Genomic DNA, 16519 nt, shown 5'->3' on the forward strand with positions numbered 1-16519 from the left:
CTTGGGTCCTATTAGTACCAGGCATCCGCCATGGATTGTTTACGGCGGTTCATGAAATCGTTGAGAGCCTCGTCGATGCCAGGATCGATCGCGGGATCTGTGTGGCTGGCCAGAAGGGCGCGCCATTTTTTGTCGGCGCGCACATCTGCGGGCCGCGATCCAGCATCGCGCCATTGTTCGAACGAGTCATTGTCGGCGAGATCGGCGTCGTAGAAGGCGGTCGTGTAATTTGCCATCGTGTGTGCGCACCCCAAGAAGTGCTTGCCGGGCTCGACCTCGCGGAAGGCATCCATGGCCAATGTGTTCTCATCCATTGGCAGGCCGGCCAAGAGCTTGTGCATCATGCCGAGATGATCGCAATCGAGCACGAATTTCTCGTAGCCCATGACCAGCCCACCCTCCAGCCAACCGGCGGCATGGAGGATGAAGTTGGCGCCACCCAGCAAAGCCGGCCACAGGGAATCAGCGCTTTCCTGTGCTGCCTGTGAATCCGCGACCTTGGACGCGGTGAGGGAGCCGCCACAGCGGAGCGGCACGCCCAACCGTTGCGCCAACTGACCGATGGCGAGATAGGCCATCGCTGGTTCCGGCATGCCGAAGGTGGGGGCGCCGGAGCGGAGCGACATCGACGAGAGGAAATTGCCATAGATGACCGGCGCGCCCGGCCGTTCCAGCTGGGTCAGCGCCACGCCGACCATGGCTTCGGCATGGGCCTGGGCGATGGCGCCTGCTGTGGTGACCGGGCCCATGGCGCCGCCGAGAATAAAGGGCACCACCACGGCAGCCTGGTTGGCGCGGGCATAGGCACGGAGCGCCATCGACATGACGCCGTCGAAAATCAGTGGTGAGTTGGTGTTGATGTTGCCGAGGATGACGCAGTTCTTGTCGACGAAATCCGCACCGAACAGGATGCGGCACATCTCGATCGAATCTTCGGCACGGTCCGGCGCCGTCACCGACCCCATGAAGGGTTTGGCCGAATGCTTGATATGGGCATAGACCATGTCGAGATGGCGCTTGTTGACCGGCACATCTACGGGCTCGCAGATGGTGCCGCCGGAATGGTGCAGCCAAGGCGACATCCAGGTCATCTTGACGAAATTCTTGAAGTCTTCGAGCGAGCCGTAGCGGCGGCCCTTTTCCTGGTCGTAGACGAAGGGCGAGCCATAGGCTGGCGCAAACACCACGGCATCGCCACCGATCTCGACCGCGTGGTTGCCATCACGGCCATGCTGGATGAACGTCCTGGGTGTGGTCTTCCGGATGATTTCGACGACATGGCCGGGCTCGAATTTGACCCGCACGCCATCGACCTTGGCGCCGGCTTTGCGCCACAGGCTCAGCGCCTCGTCATCACCGCGAAATTCGACGCCGATCTCCGCCAGGATCTGCTCGGCCTGGGCATGGAGCCGGTCGAGGCCGTCCGGCTGTAGCATGGCGTAGGTGGGAATCTGGCGTCGCAGGAAGGTGGGAGCGGCCACGGTCGGCCGCACGCGGCTGCGGTTCCGTGGCTTTGCCGCGGGTTGAGGGCTCTCTGCTGGCTCGCTCATGTCACTCTGCTCCCCTGGGCTCCCCTGGCAGCTTAGCTGTCGATCAGGTGGTCAATCATGCTAGCTGGTGCGGATCGTATGTAATCCTGGAAAAAAATGAGGAAGTTGATAGAATTTACTTATGAACTCACTGCGCCTTCAACTGCCACCCTTGAACGGGTTGATCATTTTCGAAGCGGCCGGGCGGCTGGCCAGTTTCACCAAGGCCGCCCGGGAACTCAACATGACCCAGGCCGCGGTCAGCTATGGCATCAAGCAGCTGGAGGACGCCCTCGGGCTGCCCCTGTTTCGCCGCGAGCATCAGCGGGTCCGCCTGACCGAGGACGGTCGACGCTATCACCAGGACGTCACCTTGGCACTCGAGCATCTGCGGCGCTCGACCGAGACCTTGCGGCGCCATCAGAGCGGCACTCATGTGACGCTATCCTGCTCCACGGCCTTTGCCTCCTGGTGGATGCTGCCGCGCCTGGCGCGGTTTCGCCAGGACAATCCCGGCATCGATCTTCGGCTGCAGACCACGGACAAGGATATCGATCTCGATGCCGAGGGGATTTCGCTCGCCATCCGGCGCGGTGATGGCCGCTACCCGGGCTGCCATGCTGTGAAGCTGGTGGAGGAAGCCATCATCCCGATCTGCAGTCCGGCCTATCTTGAGCGTGCCGGCAATATTACGATGGTTGCCGATCTCAAGCGGCAGCGGCTGATCCATCTCGACGAACCGTTCCGTCCGCGGCCCAATTGGGCCGATTACTTCCGCGCCGCCGGCGAGCGCCTGGCGCCCGACGATTCAGGCCTGCACCTCAATGATTATGCGCTGGTGGTAGGGGCGGCGTTGGAGGGGCAGGGTATCGCCTTGGGCTGGCGTCACCAGACAGATCATCTGGTTGCGCGCGGGCTTCTTGTGCATCCGCTCGACCGGTCCTGGGTGACGGGCCTTGCCTTCCATATCGTCTGGTCGCATGGCACCGCACTGGCGCCCGAGGCCGAGATGGTGCGCGATTGGCTGGCAGGCAATCCCGCCATACCGGAACCGACCTGGCCGGTACGCGGGAATCCCAGCTAAATTCCTGGCCCAGACGATTCCGAGCTTAGACGGCTGTCACCGCATCGGGCATTTCGAACACGCGGATCTGGTTGCGGCCGCCCTTCTTGGCGGCATAGAGCGCGTCGCCAGCCAGTTTGAAAAGGGCGGCGCGGTCACTCGCAGGCCCAGGGCGGCAGACGGCGGCACCGATGGATATCGTGACGATCGACGCCGTGCCGGAATGTGTATGGGGCAGCGATAGCGCCCGCGTCGCATTGAGCAGTCGTTCACCGACGATGGCAGCACCGGTAGCATCGGTGTCCGGCATCAGGCCAACGAATTCTTCGCCGCTATAGCGCGCAAGGATATCGCCCGGCCGCATGATCGCCTTCGACAATGCCTGTGCCAGGATGCGCAGGCAATCGTCGCCGGCGAGATATCCATAAGCATCGTTATAGGATTTGAAATTATCAATGTCGGTGAGATAGACGCAGATGCTCGTCTTGAGGCGCAGGCAGCGCCGCCATTCGCGATCGAAATCCTCTTCAAAGGCGCGCCGGTTGGCGATCCCGGTGAGGCCGTCAATGGCTGAGAGCCGGCGCAAATAGTCGCGCTGCCGTTTGAGCTCCAACTGGTTGCGCACACGGGCGAGCACGATGGGTGGGCTCACGGGCTTTGCGATATAGTCGACGGCGCCCAAAGCAAGACCTTTGGCCTCCTGGCGTTCCTGATCCATCGCGGTCACGAACATCACGGGAATATCGCGGGTGAACGGATTGGCTTTCAAGCGGTCGCAGATCTCGTAACCGTCCATGCCCGGCATCATGATGTCGAGGATGATCAGGTCCGGTTCCTCGGCCGCGGCCAATGTCAGCGCGTCCGCCCCATTATTGGCCGTGATGACCTGATAGCCATCGCGAAGGACGACATTGAGAATCGCCAAATTGGTAGGCGAATCGTCGACCACCAGAATCAGATCTTTTTCGCGCGCCATTTCGCCCCTTGTCTCCGCTCAGTCGACACCAGAAATCCGGCGACACCAGAAACCCGGCATCGAAAGTCGTTGTCGCAACCGCGTCCCCCAGAATCTTTTACCACCGAAAAGTGGTGCCGCCTAGATCGAAGCCCGATCTGTTCAGCGTTTGACGGCGAACAGGCGAAATTCGTGGCTTGCCTCGGGTCCCATGGGCACCGGCTGCAGCCAAGCCGGTGGCTCCCCTCTGAGCAACAGATGATACAACGAATTGGGTGCCGATTCACCGATCACCTTTGGCACCTCGGTTATGCAGACCAGCACGAACGCGGCCTGCCGCCGCGTGATGATGCCGTGGACGGTGGCGTCATCGGTACCGGTTGAGGCGTTGAACATGTCGGCTATGTCACCGAAGCCGCGATGGTAAGGGCCGCCGACAAAGCGATAGGGCGTACGATAGGCAAGGTCCGGCGTGTAATTGATGGATTCCGTGAAGATGATGGGCGTGTGGCGTTCTGCCCCCATGGGCTCGACCGTTACAATGCCGGGGCGATTGGCGTTCAGCCAGTCGGCAACGGGCTTGGGTTCGCAGGCATCTTTCGTGATCGGGGTTGCGTTGGATGCGCTCCCGGCCAGCAGCCAGAGCTGTCCGACAAACACGACAATGATGCAGGCGGCAACGCGCATGAGCGTCTGCGTCAGGCGCCTCATGTTGACGGCCAGATCGCAGAGCATTGCAAACAGGCCGCAGCCCAGCAGGGCGCCATAGGGTGCCAGCGGCACGGCCAGGCGTTGATGGAGCAGGGCGCCCAGCAAGGCTGTGAGATAGGACAGCGACAGCAGCACGGCGACGGGGAAGGCAGGCTTTCCCCGCCAGCGCCAGAGGCAATAGGGAATGACGGGCAAGGCAGCCAGGGAGTTGCCGATGATGCCGAAGAACATATCTGTAGACGCCCGGTTGACGGGCCAAAGCGGGCTCATTTCCTTGACGTCGTCGAGAAAGATCTTTGCCGTCTGATCCGTCACATTGCCGAGCGGCCCGAGATAGAAATGCGGGAAGAGCCATGTCAGGAACAATCCGGAGAGAGACGCCACGGCGGCGGCGGCGATGAAGCGACGCCAGCCGGTCCAAGGCATCATTTCCGCGAGCTTGAAATCGAGTGCCGCCGTAAGTGCGATCAGCAGGTGCAACACGGATATCTTGTCATATTCCGGAACCAGCCAATTGCTGGGCGCTTGCTCGATCGGGATGGCGATGAGGATCGTGGCGGCCATGCCGAGACTGAAGCGGCGGCCGATGCGCACCCATTCCAGTCCCGGCGGCGTTGGCGCGTCGGCGGATCTTGCCGTGAGCCAAAGCACGCCGAAGGCGATGAGCGATGGGGCGACGCCGACCAATGCCTCCGGGCTGACCCAGACCCCGGCCGCGGCCCAGGCACCGGCTCGGTAGCTGCTGCCGGCATCGTTGGGATTGAGTACGGCGCGAATAGCCTGGCCCGCTGCGACGACGGTCAAGAACAGGCCGAGGCTGTGATGGTCCGGGCGACCGATCATGCAGTAGGAGATGGCGGCGCCGTTGAACAGCACCATCAGGGCAGCAACACGCCAGGCGCCATGCTTTTCCCAGATCTGCTTGGCATAGAAGGCGGCGGCAAGGCTCGCCGCCACTTGCAGGACCGGCGAGACGGCGACGCCTGACCAATAGATGGCCCGTTCGATGCCCATGCCGCCGAGATGCAGAAGCATGGCTGGCAGCAGAATGAGAATGTCGAGCGGCCGCGTCCAATGAAGCGACAATCCCTCGGGCGCGCCGAGCGTGGATGTTATGTGCTGGTACCAGACGCCGGTCTGCCACAGTTCCTGCACCCGAATGAGGCGCATGAAGGCGTCGGTGTCCCGCAATCCGCCGTCACTGATGATGCCGCTTTGCCGGGCCAGGGCGACATGCAGGGCGATCGCCGCTGYGGATATGACGAGGGTGTCGGCACAGAGGCGCCAGCGGCTGTAAGTCGATTCCATCGGTGACAATATCCAGTTTGTGCGTGGCGGTAATTCCGTCCGGTAATCATTAACAAAGTATTGCCAAGGTGTGCGGCCCAGCCATAAGCGGCAAAAAAGAGACCGGACATGGCCTATACGCACACGATATTGTAGAGGCGTCAGCTTCGAATGACTTGCGAAGCCATGAGTCGCGTTGGATGATGCCTTCTAGTGCCCGCGTCCATGGATGACGTTATGAGGCGCCAAAAAAAATTACCGATTGCGAGACTAAATCGCGGTCGAGGTTGCAACGCACTCTTAAAGTTGGAGACGAGCTCATGAACAAGTTCCGCAAACTTCTTACGTCAGAATCCGGCGCGACCGCCATTGAATATGGCCTCATCGCCGCGTTCGTTGCTTTGGCGATCTTCGTCGGTGCCCAGATGGCTGGTAACGGTCTGAACCGTATGTTCCAGGTCATCGGCACCCAGATGGAAAATGCCGCCAACAAGGCGGAAGCCAACAACTAAGCTAACTGACGAACTTTGCTTGATTAGGAGCGCGCCGCCCTGGAAACGGGCGGCGCGTTTTCTTTTGCCTGCAGCCGAAATCGGCGCTGACCAAATTGGGACTGTGGGCCAGATTGCGATGGCGGGCCAGATTGCGATGGCGGGCAGCGGTCCGAGGCGATATCCGTAGCGGACGCGCCATTTCCGCCCCGGGGACCTAACCGATCATGATTGTTGCGACCTGCGAAGTTCTTCTGCTGGGCCTCCTCATCACGGGCGCGGCCCATGACGTCTGGTTTTTCCGGTTGCCGAATTGGCTGACACTCAGCACCGCCTTGGTCGCCTTGCCGTGGCTGGCACTGTCTCTGCCCTCGCTCCCTCCGATATTGCTGCATATCCTGGCGGCCATCGTCATGCTGTTGCTGGGGATGCTCGCCTTTCGCTTTCGGATGCTGGGCGGCGGGGATGTCAAATGGCTGGCGAGCCTCATCCTCTGGGTCGGCTTCAATCTTGATTTCATGCGATTTTTGGTCATGACCAGCCTCTTTGGCGGTGTGCTGGGCGTCATCATCCTGGTGCTCTCGAAGGTGCGGCCAGGCTATGGCTTGACGGACGGAAAGCGCCATTTGCCCTATGGCGTCGCCATTGCCGCCGCCGGGGTCGATTTCTGGATCCGGCGCACCCAGCTGGGCCAGGCTCTGGCGGCACTTGCCGGCTCCTGAGGCCGCCGGGGAGGCACCGCCCGGGCGTCCTCGACACGTTAACGGCCTCACTTCCTGTTAAATGTTCAAAAGATGGCGCAACGTTTTGACTCAAAGCGTTGAATCGCACTGCAGCATGACCGAAACCGGGCGAAATAATTGGCTTCTTAACCAAAAATTGGTAATAATGGTTTACGGGGAACTGTCGCGGCGAAATGAATCGCGCGGGATGAAGCGACTTGGCGTTGGGTTGAGTCAGCGGGCCAGAAAAGAGGGGCCTCATGCGACCGATAGTGATCGTGTTGATCGTGGTGGCGCTGGGGGCAGCGGTCCTGACGGCCTTCCTGGCGACCCGTTTTCTGGCTTCGGTCCAGCAGCAGCAGCCGGCGCAGGTGACGCCAGAAGTTGCAGTGGGCGGGGTCGAGGAAGTCCTGGTGGCGGCCCGCGATATCAATCCGGGCGACGTGCTGGTGGATACAGATTTTCGCTGGGAACAATGGCCGAAATCGGTTCTTGATCCGCGCTTTGTCGTCAAGAGCGCGGCCGGCGAAGATCCGCTGGCCGGATTCCGGGACACCATGGCGCGCCGCCAGATCATGTTGGGCGAACCATTTTCGACAGCTGCCATCGTCAAGCGCGGCGATGCGGGCGTGACGTCAGCGGTGCTGGCGCCTGGCATGCGGACGGTCACGATCGACGTATCGCCCCGGACAGGTGCTGCCGGCCTGATCCTGCCCAACGATCACGTCGATGTTTTCCTGGTCAGCAATGTGCGCGACCTTGCCGGTGTGCCCGAGGATGTCGGCCTGGATCTCCTGAAGCAGACCGCCGCCGAAGCTATTCTGCGCGATATCAAAGTCATCGCCGTCAACCAGTCGCTGACCAAGCCCGAAGGGACGGGCCCCGGGATAAATTCGCAGAACGTGACGATGGAAGTCACGTCGGAGCAGGCGCAGAAGGTTCTCGTCGCATCGCAGATGGGGCAGATCATCCTGGCCCTGCGCAGCTGGGCACGTAATGACGTTGCCAGCGAAGCAGATAAAAAGGCGCCGATATTTGTGACCGACCGCAGCACCAGCAAGGTGCTCGACGATCTGATGCGCGGCGGTTCCAACTCGGACTTGTTTGCGATGCCGGCTGAGGACGATCAACCGGTCGTGCCGCAGAAGCTGGCGACGCAAACGATCACGATCAATCGCGGCGGAGCCGTAACGGTACAAAGCCTTGGACAATGATGGACGGGCGATGATGATCGGGCGAAAATGAAACAGGGGCGTTCGTTGCGATCGTTGGTCACAGGCAGCTGCCTCGCAGCTGCCTTGGTGATCGTTGTCGGCGGAACTGTCGGCTTGCATAGTGCCGACGCGCAAGAGGCGTTTCCGACCCTGCCCGGCACGGTTGTGCCTGCCGGCCAGGCGGATGTGCCGCCGGCGGATAAGCGTATCGAGCTATCGATCAACAACACGCGCGAGATGACGCTGGCCCAGCCGGTGCGCGATATCATCGTCGGCAATCCTGACGTCGCCGACGTCATCGTCCGGTCGCCAACCCGCCTTTTTATTGCCGGCAAGACGGTCGGCTCGACCAATCTTTTCCTGCTCGACGGTGCGGGCAAGATGATCGACCATTTCCAGATCTCGATCCATCCTGACTCAGGGGCCGCACAATCTGCCATCCAGGATGCTCTGCCCGATGAACGGATCACAGTCACCGGCGCTGGTGACTCGCTGGTGCTAAACGGCACGGCAAGTTCCGATCTGGCATCGCGCCAGGCAACCAGCATCGCCCGCCGCTTTGTGACCACCGACCAGCAGATCCTCAATATGATGAGGCTCGGTGCGGAGCAGCAGGTCCTGATCAAGGTGTCCGTGGCGGAAGTGCAGAAGTCCGCCCTCAAGGAGCTGGGGCTGGAAAACCTCATCAGCCCGACAACGATCGGCGATCTTGCCATTACCGGTGTTACCGGCGGCGCCTCGGCCCTTATCGGCGGCGGTCTCACGCCGCTGGTGACCGCGAGCGCGCTGACGGCAGCACCCGCAGGTGCGCTGTTTATCGACGGGCCAGGGGCCATCGATTCGACGGTCAGGATCCTGGAGCAGCACGGTTTGGCCAACAAGCTTGCCGAACCGAACCTGGTCGCCGTCTCCGGGGAATATGCAACGATGCTGGCGGGCGGCGAAGTTCCCATCCCGACGGCCACCGACGATGGCGTGGTTACCGTGACGTTCAAGCCGTTTGGCGTGTCATTGACTTTCCTGCCGGTGGTGCTCGATAAGGGCAAGATCAGCCTCAAGATTGCCACTGAAGTCAGCGCTGCCAACTTCACTGACTCAGTGTCGATCGGCGACATCGTGCTGCCCAGCTTCATTGTCCGGCGTGCGACCTCGACAGTCGAGCTGCCAAGTGGTGGCAGCATCATGATGGCGGGGTTGCTGAACAATGAAATTACCGACGCGATGCGCGGCGTGCCGGGGCTGATGAACATTCCCATCCTGGGGACATTGTTCCGCTCGACCTCGTTCCAGCAGCGCGAATCAGAGCTGGTGATCGTGGCGCGTGCCTTTATCGTGCAGGCGACCGACCCCAACATCTTGTCACTGCCGACCGACGGGTTTGCGCCGGCCGGCGATCTCGACATGTATCTGCTGGGCCATCTGCAGAACATTTATACGAACCGCCATGGTGCGGCCAAGCAACAGGTACCCCAGTTGCAAGGGCCGATCGGCTACATCATTCGTTAGGAGGTGCCGTGTCATGACGCGCCATATGGTTATCCTCTTTCTGTCCGCTTTGTGCCTCGCTGCCTGCGAGGGCAATATCAAAGATTACGACTATGCCGAACAGCATCCGATCAAGGTTGAGGTGCGCTCTGCGCTGCTGATCCTGGAACCGGGTGCGGGTGGTCATGTTCAGGTCGCCGACGTGCCGGCGATCAATGAATTCACCAGTGATTTTGGCAAGCGGGCCGCCGGTGGCGTTGAAATAAAAGTTGGCGCCACATCTGCCAGCGATCCTTTGGCAACCAGCTTCGCCAATGATGTGACGCAGGTGCTGGTCAGCCGCGGTGTCCCGGCAAATGCCATCCATCTGACCTATGCGACGGACGTGGAAGCTGCCAAATATGGCCGTGCCGTGATGCAGTTTCCCATCTATGTCGCCCTGGCAGACGAATGTGGCACCTGGAAGGACCGGCCGGAATTTACGCCCGTCAACGAAAATACTTATAATTACGGCTGTTCCATACAACGCAACATAGCGGCCATGGTCGTCAATCCGCGCGATCTGATCGATGCCGAAGCGGGCACTGGGCGTCTGGCCGCGCGATCGGATGTTGTCGTTGGCAAATATATCCTCGGCGCAAAGATCGGCGCTTCGGGTGAGACGCCTGCTATTGCGCCTGCGACCACGACCGGGGGGCTGTAAGTGAACTATCGCTTCAGTGTTGAGGCATTCCCCCTCTCAAAGGATACCGAGGCAGCACTCGAGGGACTGACCAGCGAGCGTGAATTCGTCAAGACAAAGATGTCGATCCATTTCGGCGGCATGGCGCGTGCCGCCAAGCACTATGTCGATAATCCGAGTCCGCAATTCATTATCGTCGAGGAGAATGGCAGCTCGGACGATATCCATAGAGGATTGGAAGCGCTGGCCGATGTCGTCGAGCCCGGGCGCAAGGTTATTGTCATTGGCACGGTCAACGATGTCCAGGCCTATCGGCGCCTGATCAATCAGGGGGTCAGCGAGTATCTGGTTGGGCCGATCACGACCGCTGACATCGCGGCTGCGATCACCAGCTGCGTCAAGGATGCCAGTTCCACGCCAAAGGCCCGCGTCATTTCCTTCATGGGTGCACGCGGTGGTGTCGGCAGTTCGATGTTGGCCGCCAACTTTGCCTGGACCTTGGCCAATGCCAGCCAGGAAGAGGTCATTGCCATCGACCTCGATTTCAATTTCGGCACCATGGCGCTGTCACTCAACCTCGATCCCAAGCAGGCGGTTTTCGAGGCTCTCAGCGAAGCCGACCGGATCGACAGTGTGTTGGTTGAGCGTTTCATGACCGAGCATGGATCATATTTGTCCATTCTATCGACGGCCGGATCGCTCAAGGACATGAACGACCCCTCGGTCGAGGCGGTCGAGCGGTTGATCGATATCTGCCGGTCCATGGCGCAATATGTCATTCTGGACCTGCCGCGGCGCTGGAATGGCTGGATCAACAGTGCCTTGCTGGTGTCCGACGAGGTGGTGGTCACGGTGAACCCCGACCTCGCCAACCTGCGCGACGCCAAACTGATGTTCGATTGGCTCAAGGGCCGGCGTGGCTCGGCCGGCAACCGTCTGGTTCTCAACAAGGCGGATGTGGCCAAGCGGAACCAATTGTCGCCCAAGGACTTCCAGGATACGCTTGGGGTCGCACCAAGCCTGACGGTCGGATTTGATCCGACGCTCTTTGCCCAGCTCGCCAATAACGGCCAAATGATTGGCGAAGGGGCGAAGTCGCACAAAGTCAATGAACAGCTCCGGCAGTTCACGCAACAGCTTGGTGGGCGAAAGGGCGGCACCGCGCGCCCGTCGTCGGCGCCAAAGCTCTTGAACTGGCTGAAACGGCCGGCCAAGAACGCCAAATGATCCCGCGGTAGCAGTCGGGTAACCTACGAGCCGGGAAAGCTGGCATGTTCGGCAAGCGCAATACGCCTATTGGATCATCGAGCGACAAGGTCGCTGCGTCGCCTGATGCTGCCGCCGAGAAGGCGGCATTGCCGGTTGCAACGGCGACGGCGTCGAGCGGATCCGTTTCCATGGCGCCGAACACGCGTTCTGCGGAAATGGACAGTCGTCTCAGCGAGGTGAAGGTCAGCGTCTTCAACGACCTGATGGCGACCGTCGATCTCGGCGAGTTTGCCAAGCTGGATCATAAGTCCGTCCGCGAGGCGATCGGTGAGATCGTCGGCGAAATCATCAACATGCGCAATTTGATGTTGTCGGCGGTCGAGCAGCAACAGCTCATTACCGATATCTGCAACGATATTCTGGGCCTTGGGCCGCTGGAGCCGTTGCTGGCGCGCGACGACATCTCGGACATCATGGTGAATGGCTGCGACAAGGTCTATATCGAGACCGGCGGACTCATCCAGCTGACCGACGTCAAGTTCCGCGACAATCTGCAATTGATGAATATCTGTCAGCGGATCGTGCAGGCAGTCGGCCGGCGTGTCGACGAATCCAGCCCGATCTGCGATGCACGATTGCAGGATGGCTCACGCGTCAATGTGATCGCGCCGCCGCTGGCCATCGATGGCCCGGCCCTCACCATTCGAAAATTCAAGCGCGACCGTCTGACACTCGACAAGCTGGTGAAGTTCGGCACCATCTCGAATGCTGGCGGCCGCCTGCTGGAAATCATCGGCCATTGCCGCCTCAATGTGATCATTTCCGGCGGTACCGGTTCCGGCAAGACGACGCTGCTCAACTGCCTGACCAATTATATCGACCGCAACGAACGCATCATCACCTGCGAAGACGCTGCCGAACTACAGTTGCAGCAGCCACATGTCGTGCGCCTGGAGACCAGGCCGCCGAACCTGGAAGGCGTAGGCCAAGTCACCATGCGCGACCTGGTACGCAACTGCCTGCGTATGCGGCCGGAACGCATCATCGTCGGCGAGGTCCGCGGTCCCGAGGCATTCGATCTGCTGCAAGCCATGAATACTGGTCATGACGGTTCGATGGGTACCATCCATGCCAACAACCCGCGCGAATGCATATCGCGTGTCGAGAACATGATCGCCATGGGCGGCTATACGCTGCCGGCCAAGACCGTACGCGAACAGATTGCCGGTGCCGTGAACGTCATCGTCCAGGCATCCCGCTTGCGCGACGGCTCGCGTAAAATTACCCATATCAGCGAGATCGTCGGCATGGAAGGCGATGTCGTCACGCTGCAGGATCTGTTCATATTCGAAATTCAGGGCGAGGACGCGCAGGGTCGGATCGTCGGCCGGCATCGGTCGACAGGCCTGCGGCCAGGTTTCTATGAAAGGGTCCGCTATTTCGGCAAGGAGCGCGAACTGGCGGACGTCATGGAGGAGAGCAGTGTCTAGCCAATTTGCCAGCCTGCTGCCGCAGATCCTTATTCTCGCGGTCACAACGGCGATAGCACTGATACTCGTGATCGTGGCGACGGTCGCCGTGCTGGGTGCGCCGCGCGCCCGCATGAAGAAGCGGATTGCGTCAGTGGTCGGGACCGGGCCGCAGGCGGTGAGCGAGTCCAAGAACAGCAACGAACAGCAGCTCTCGGGTCGCAAGAAACAGGTCGTCGCCAAACTAAAACAGGCCGAAGAGTTGCGGCAGCGTCGGCGTGGCGCCCGGCTGCGCGAAGCGTTGGTCCATGCCGGTCTTAGTATATCGCCGGGGCGTTTCATGATGTTGTCGGCTGTTTCCGGCCTGCTCGCGGTCGCAGCCGCCTGGGCTATGGGCGCGCCACCACTGTTATGGCTGGTGGCATTGCCGATCGGCCTGTTCGGTCTTCCGAAATTGGTTCTGAACTATCTTATCAAGCGGCGCAAAGGGAAGTTCACGGCCTATTTTGCCGACGCCATCGATGTCATCGTGCGCGGTGTGCGCTCCGGCCTCACGATCGGTGAATGCCTGAACATCGTCGCGCGGGAAATGCCGGCGCCGATTGGTCCGGAATTTACGCTGGTCAACGAGGGCGTGCGGCTGGGCATGACCATGGGTGATGTGCTGCAGCGCCTATCCGACCGTGTGCCGACGCCGGAAGTGCGGTTCTTTACGATCGTGCTCATCACGCAGCAATCGACTGGCGGCAATCTTGCCGAGACGCTCGCCAAACTCTCGGATGTGCTGCGGTCACGCAAACGCATGCGTGACAAGGTCAATGCCATGTCGAGCGAGGCCAAGGCATCGGCCGGCATCATCGGATCGCTGCCGTTCATCTTGAGCGGTGGCCTTGCGGTGCTGCAGCCGCATATCATCTCGCTGCTTTTCACGACGTCGACCGGCAATTTGCTGATCGGCATTGGTATCGTGATGATGCTGATCGGCTGTCTGGTCATGCGTCAGATGATCCATTTCGATATTTGAAGGTGCGCCATGGAAGAAATCGAATTTGGCATGAACCTGCCGTCGGTGATCATCCTGATCTCCTTCGTGGCCGCCTTTGCCTCGGTCATGGCGGTGGCCTTGCCGTTCGTCACGCGCGACAGCTTCGCCAATCGCCTGAAGTCGGTTTCTGACCGGCGCGAGGAACTGCGCGTCCGCCAGCAGGAGCAGTTTCAGCAGCGCAAGCGCTTGATGCCGACACGCCAGGAAGGGATGATGCGCGCCATCATCAACCTGTTCAAAATGGACAATCTGCTGCAAGCGAAGGATCTGCGTCTGCAACTGCAGCAGGCCGGCTGGCGGCATCCTTCGACACCGGTCCGGTTCATTTTTGCGCGGATCGCGGGGCCGATCCTCCTGCTGATTGGTGGATATTTCTACATCTCGGTCGCCTTGCCGGAGAAATCTTCGTCGTTTCATTTCGGTGTCGCGATCGCGGCTGCGGCCTTTGGCTATGTGTTTCCAATCCTGTGGCTGAAGAATTCCATCCAGAAGCGCCAGGCCGCCTTGCGCCGGGCTTTCCCCGATACGTTGGATCTGATGGTCATTTGCGTGGAAGCCGGCATGTCGATCGAGGCTGCCTTCCAGAAGGTGACCGAGGAGATGGCCGAAACGTCGCCCGAATTGGCCGAGGAGATCGGTATCACCGCAGCGGAACTGGCGTTCCTGGGTGACCGGCGGCAGGCCTTTGAGAACTTGGCGATGCGGGTCGGTCTGCGCAGCTTCAAATCACTGGCGACAACCCTGCTTCAGGCGGAAAAATACGGTACGCCGATCGCCGTCGGGTTGCGCACGATCTCATTGGAAAATCGTGAAGAACGCATGATGGCTGCTGAAAAGAAGGCCGCGGCCCTGCCGGCGAAACTGACGGTGCCGATGATCGTCTTCTTCCTGCCGGTGCTGTTCATCGTCATTATCGGGCCGATCGCCATCAAAGTGTCGGCGACATTCAAATAGCAGCGCGCCTATCGTTTTCAGTCGCTGCCGGCCAGGTATTGGTAATATTTGGAATTGAGGTCGGCTAGGTCGCGGGGCAGATCCTTCCGAGCCAACCGATCGGCGCCCGCAACGTCCCCGCGCAACGCCAGCATGAGCGCCAGGTTCTGCCGCACCTGGGGCGAGGCGCTTGCCTGGTCGACGGCTTGGCCCAGGGTCTGAATGGCCCCCTCAAGATCGCCGGATTGCGCTTGGGACAAGGCCAGATTGTTCAGGATGTCAGGATTGCGTGGCGAGAGCAGCATCGCCTGTGAATAGGCCGCGCGCGCCTTGTCGAACTCCCCCTGATAATCATAGGCAACGCCCAGCGTCGAAAAGGCGTCCCAGGTCGCGCCCGGCATGGCGCAGGCCTCCTGCAGCAGCGGGATGGCCAGGTTCATCTTGTCACCGGATACGTAAGACTTGCCGAGTTCGGTCAGCAATTGCGGTGTCCGGCCATACTTGGCAATGAGCTGGTTGAGAATATCGATATCCTGCGGCGTGCTGCCGGAGAAGCGCAGGTTCCGCACCAATCCCATGGCGAGATCCAGATTCTCAGGGTCGCGGGCCAGCAATGTCTGATAGTGCTGCGCCGCCTCCAGATAATTGTTCTGGGCTTCAGCCTGCAGGGCTGCCTGTTTGATCTGCGGGTCAAGCTCGTTGGCCTTGCTGGTCGCCTGCGCCGACGCCTCGGTCTTGCCGGCGCCGTTGTTCTTCATGGCTTCGCACCCACCGAGGAGGGCTACGACACAGGCGACCACAATAGTTTGTGTCGTTACCGGCTTAAGCAACCGGAAAGAACTTTTGGCTACTGTCATTTCCTGGTCCCCACGATGTCCCGCAATATTCAAGCAGTTTCGCACAAATCCAAGCTAAATCCAACTACTACATAGGAAATTTCGTTGAGGCGAAGCTGAATTGGCAGTACCATACGGGATAATTCTGGCAAGAGCATTTCGGCAACGGCCAGGCAGAGATTGAGGTGCTTCATGCGCGCGATCATGTTGGCGGTCCTGATGGCCGGAATGGCGATCTCAGCGGCAAGTGCGAGCGACGTCGTGTCGGTGACGTGGCGCAAGGCGCAGATCATGTCGTTCGGCAGCGGAGTCAGCGGCATCATCATTGGCGATCCCAGCGTCATCGACGTCACCGTCGAGGCTTCTGGCCAGATCGTCGTCTTCGGCAAGGTGCCCGGCGAAACGAACATGATGGTGATCGGCGCTGACAATACAGTGCTGTTCGACGCGCCTGTTGTTGTCATGCCGGAGGACGATCGCCAGGTTTCGATCATTTCGGTCGGGGCCGACACGATCAGCGAGCGCAGCTGGACCTGCCTGTCGCGCTGCGTCCAGGTGCTTGGCCCGGGCGGCACGAAATATTCCTCGGTCAAGCCGGCCGGTGGCGGGACCATCGGCAGCCAGATCGATGCCAACATTCAGTCGCAGAACGAAGCCAATGCGGCGGCTACACAAGCTGCCAAGGATATCAGCGAGATGACTCGTGCGACGGGCAAGGGCGCCAGCAGTGCAGGTAGCAATGTCGGCACGATTGTTGCGCCTTATTGAGCGCCGTCCCTGAATAGCGTCGCACATGTCGATCCCCGCAGGGATTTGGCTGTGCGTCCAGAGTGATACCAAGACCAAGACTGAGCGGCGCCGATGCCGGCGGCGTGAGACGTGTGTTGT

At 60.5% G+C, this 16519-nt stretch carries 15 protein-coding genes; 11 read left to right on the top strand and 4 right to left on the bottom strand.

The window, feature by feature from the left end:
* Positions 1-11: 11 nt before the first annotated feature.
* Positions 12-1550, bottom strand: coding sequence for a trimethylamine methyltransferase family protein (locus tag AC1DWZ_RS01775; protein ID WP_477167143.1), 1539 nt, complete (start codon positions 1548-1550; stop codon positions 12-14).
* 121 nt (positions 1551-1671) lie between these two features.
* On the opposite strand from AC1DWZ_RS01775, the gene AC1DWZ_RS01780 reads away from it, so the two are divergent.
* Positions 1672-2613 carry a LysR substrate-binding domain-containing protein gene (locus tag AC1DWZ_RS01780; RefSeq protein ID WP_477167144.1) on the top strand — a complete coding sequence of 314 codons (942 nt, stop codon included), beginning with the start codon at positions 1672-1674 and terminating at the stop codon, positions 2611-2613.
* Between the two features lie 25 nt (positions 2614-2638).
* On the opposite strand, the gene AC1DWZ_RS01785 is transcribed toward AC1DWZ_RS01780, so the two are convergent.
* A complete protein-coding gene (locus tag AC1DWZ_RS01785; RefSeq protein WP_477167145.1) occupies positions 2639-3568 on the bottom strand; it encodes a diguanylate cyclase domain-containing protein in 930 nt (309 codons plus the stop codon).
* A 141-nt stretch (positions 3569-3709) separates the two neighbouring features.
* Positions 3710-5566 carry a hypothetical protein gene (locus AC1DWZ_RS01790; protein ID WP_477167146.1) on the bottom strand — a complete coding sequence of 619 codons (1857 nt, stop codon included), beginning with the start codon at positions 5564-5566 and terminating at the stop codon, positions 3710-3712.
* A gap of 299 nt (positions 5567-5865) precedes the next feature.
* On the opposite strand from AC1DWZ_RS01790, the gene AC1DWZ_RS01795 reads away from it, so the two are divergent.
* The 9 genes from AC1DWZ_RS01795 (at position 5866) to AC1DWZ_RS01835 (ending at position 14816) form a co-directional block, all read left to right on the top strand.
* Positions 5866-6057: a Flp family type IVb pilin gene (locus AC1DWZ_RS01795; RefSeq protein ID WP_477167147.1), complete on the top strand. Its 192-nt coding sequence runs from the start codon at positions 5866-5868 to the stop codon at positions 6055-6057.
* 206 nt (positions 6058-6263) lie between these two features.
* Positions 6264-6758 carry an A24 family peptidase gene (locus AC1DWZ_RS01800; protein WP_477167148.1) on the top strand — a complete coding sequence of 165 codons (495 nt, stop codon included), beginning with the start codon at positions 6264-6266 and terminating at the stop codon, positions 6756-6758.
* A 260-nt stretch (positions 6759-7018) separates the two neighbouring features.
* Complete coding sequence (gene cpaB, locus AC1DWZ_RS01805) at positions 7019-7972, top strand: Flp pilus assembly protein CpaB (RefSeq protein ID WP_477167149.1); 954 nt, start codon at positions 7019-7021, stop codon at positions 7970-7972.
* Between the two features lie 45 nt (positions 7973-8017).
* Positions 8018-9478: a type II and III secretion system protein family protein gene (locus tag AC1DWZ_RS01810; protein ID WP_477167150.1), complete on the top strand. Its 1461-nt coding sequence runs from the start codon at positions 8018-8020 to the stop codon at positions 9476-9478.
* 13 nt (positions 9479-9491) lie between these two features.
* Positions 9492-10160, top strand: coding sequence for a CpaD family pilus assembly protein (locus AC1DWZ_RS01815; protein ID WP_477167151.1), 669 nt, complete (start codon positions 9492-9494; stop codon positions 10158-10160).
* The gene (locus tag AC1DWZ_RS01820) at positions 10161-11366 is read left to right on the top strand and encodes a CpaE/TadZ family protein (protein ID WP_477167152.1); all 1206 of its coding nucleotides are present in this window, start codon (positions 10161-10163) and stop codon (positions 11364-11366) included.
* Positions 11367-11410: 44 nt separating this feature from the next.
* Positions 11411-12838, top strand: a complete 1428-nt coding sequence (locus AC1DWZ_RS01825) for a CpaF family protein (RefSeq protein ID WP_477167153.1) — start codon at positions 11411-11413, stop codon at positions 12836-12838.
* Positions 12831-13841 (top strand): type II secretion system F family protein, encoded by a 1011-nt coding sequence (locus tag AC1DWZ_RS01830; protein ID WP_477167154.1) that lies wholly within the window; start codon positions 12831-12833, stop codon positions 13839-13841. The genes AC1DWZ_RS01825 and AC1DWZ_RS01830 overlap by 8 nt, the downstream gene beginning before the upstream one ends.
* A gap of 9 nt (positions 13842-13850) precedes the next feature.
* Positions 13851-14816 (top strand): type II secretion system F family protein, encoded by a 966-nt coding sequence (locus AC1DWZ_RS01835; protein ID WP_477167155.1) that lies wholly within the window; start codon positions 13851-13853, stop codon positions 14814-14816.
* A gap of 17 nt (positions 14817-14833) precedes the next feature.
* On the opposite strand, the gene AC1DWZ_RS01840 is transcribed toward AC1DWZ_RS01835, so the two are convergent.
* Positions 14834-15652 (bottom strand): tetratricopeptide repeat protein, encoded by an 819-nt coding sequence (locus tag AC1DWZ_RS01840; protein WP_477167156.1) that lies wholly within the window; start codon positions 15650-15652, stop codon positions 14834-14836.
* 171 nt (positions 15653-15823) lie between these two features.
* Here AC1DWZ_RS01840 and AC1DWZ_RS01845 point away from each other — a divergent pair, with 171 nt between their 5' ends.
* On the top strand, positions 15824-16399 hold the full coding sequence (locus AC1DWZ_RS01845; RefSeq protein ID WP_477167157.1) for a pilus assembly protein N-terminal domain-containing protein: 576 nt from the start codon (positions 15824-15826) through the stop codon (positions 16397-16399).
* Positions 16400-16519 lie beyond the last annotated feature (120 nt).

Source organism: Dongia sp. P2_B8, assembly GCF_056404715.1.

Bases quoted from the DNA above. Each gene is read 5' to 3' on its own strand.
- AC1DWZ_RS01795 (WP_477167147.1), top strand. From the start codon at position 5,866: ATGAACAAGTTCCGCAAACTTCTTACGTCAGAATCCGGCGCGACCGCC.
- AC1DWZ_RS01825 (WP_477167153.1), top strand. From the start codon at position 11,411: ATGTTCGGCAAGCGCAATACGCCTATTGGATCATCGAGCGACAAGGTC.
- AC1DWZ_RS01845 (WP_477167157.1), top strand. From the start codon at position 15,824: ATGCGCGCGATCATGTTGGCGGTCCTGATGGCCGGAATGGCGATCTCA.
- AC1DWZ_RS01815 (WP_477167151.1), top strand. From the start codon at position 9,492: ATGACGCGCCATATGGTTATCCTCTTTCTGTCCGCTTTGTGCCTCGCT.
- AC1DWZ_RS01800 (WP_477167148.1), top strand. From the start codon at position 6,264: ATGATTGTTGCGACCTGCGAAGTTCTTCTGCTGGGCCTCCTCATCACG.
- AC1DWZ_RS01785 (WP_477167145.1), bottom strand. From the start codon at position 3,568: ATGGCGCGCGAAAAAGATCTGATTCTGGTGGTCGACGATTCGCCTACC.
- cpaB (WP_477167149.1), top strand. From the start codon at position 7,019: ATGCGACCGATAGTGATCGTGTTGATCGTGGTGGCGCTGGGGGCAGCG.
- AC1DWZ_RS01840 (WP_477167156.1), bottom strand. From the start codon at position 15,652: ATGACAGTAGCCAAAAGTTCTTTCCGGTTGCTTAAGCCGGTAACGACA.
- AC1DWZ_RS01835 (WP_477167155.1), top strand. From the start codon at position 13,851: ATGGAAGAAATCGAATTTGGCATGAACCTGCCGTCGGTGATCATCCTG.
- AC1DWZ_RS01780 (WP_477167144.1), top strand. From the start codon at position 1,672: ATGAACTCACTGCGCCTTCAACTGCCACCCTTGAACGGGTTGATCATT.
- AC1DWZ_RS01775 (WP_477167143.1), bottom strand. From the start codon at position 1,550: ATGAGCGAGCCAGCAGAGAGCCCTCAACCCGCGGCAAAGCCACGGAAC.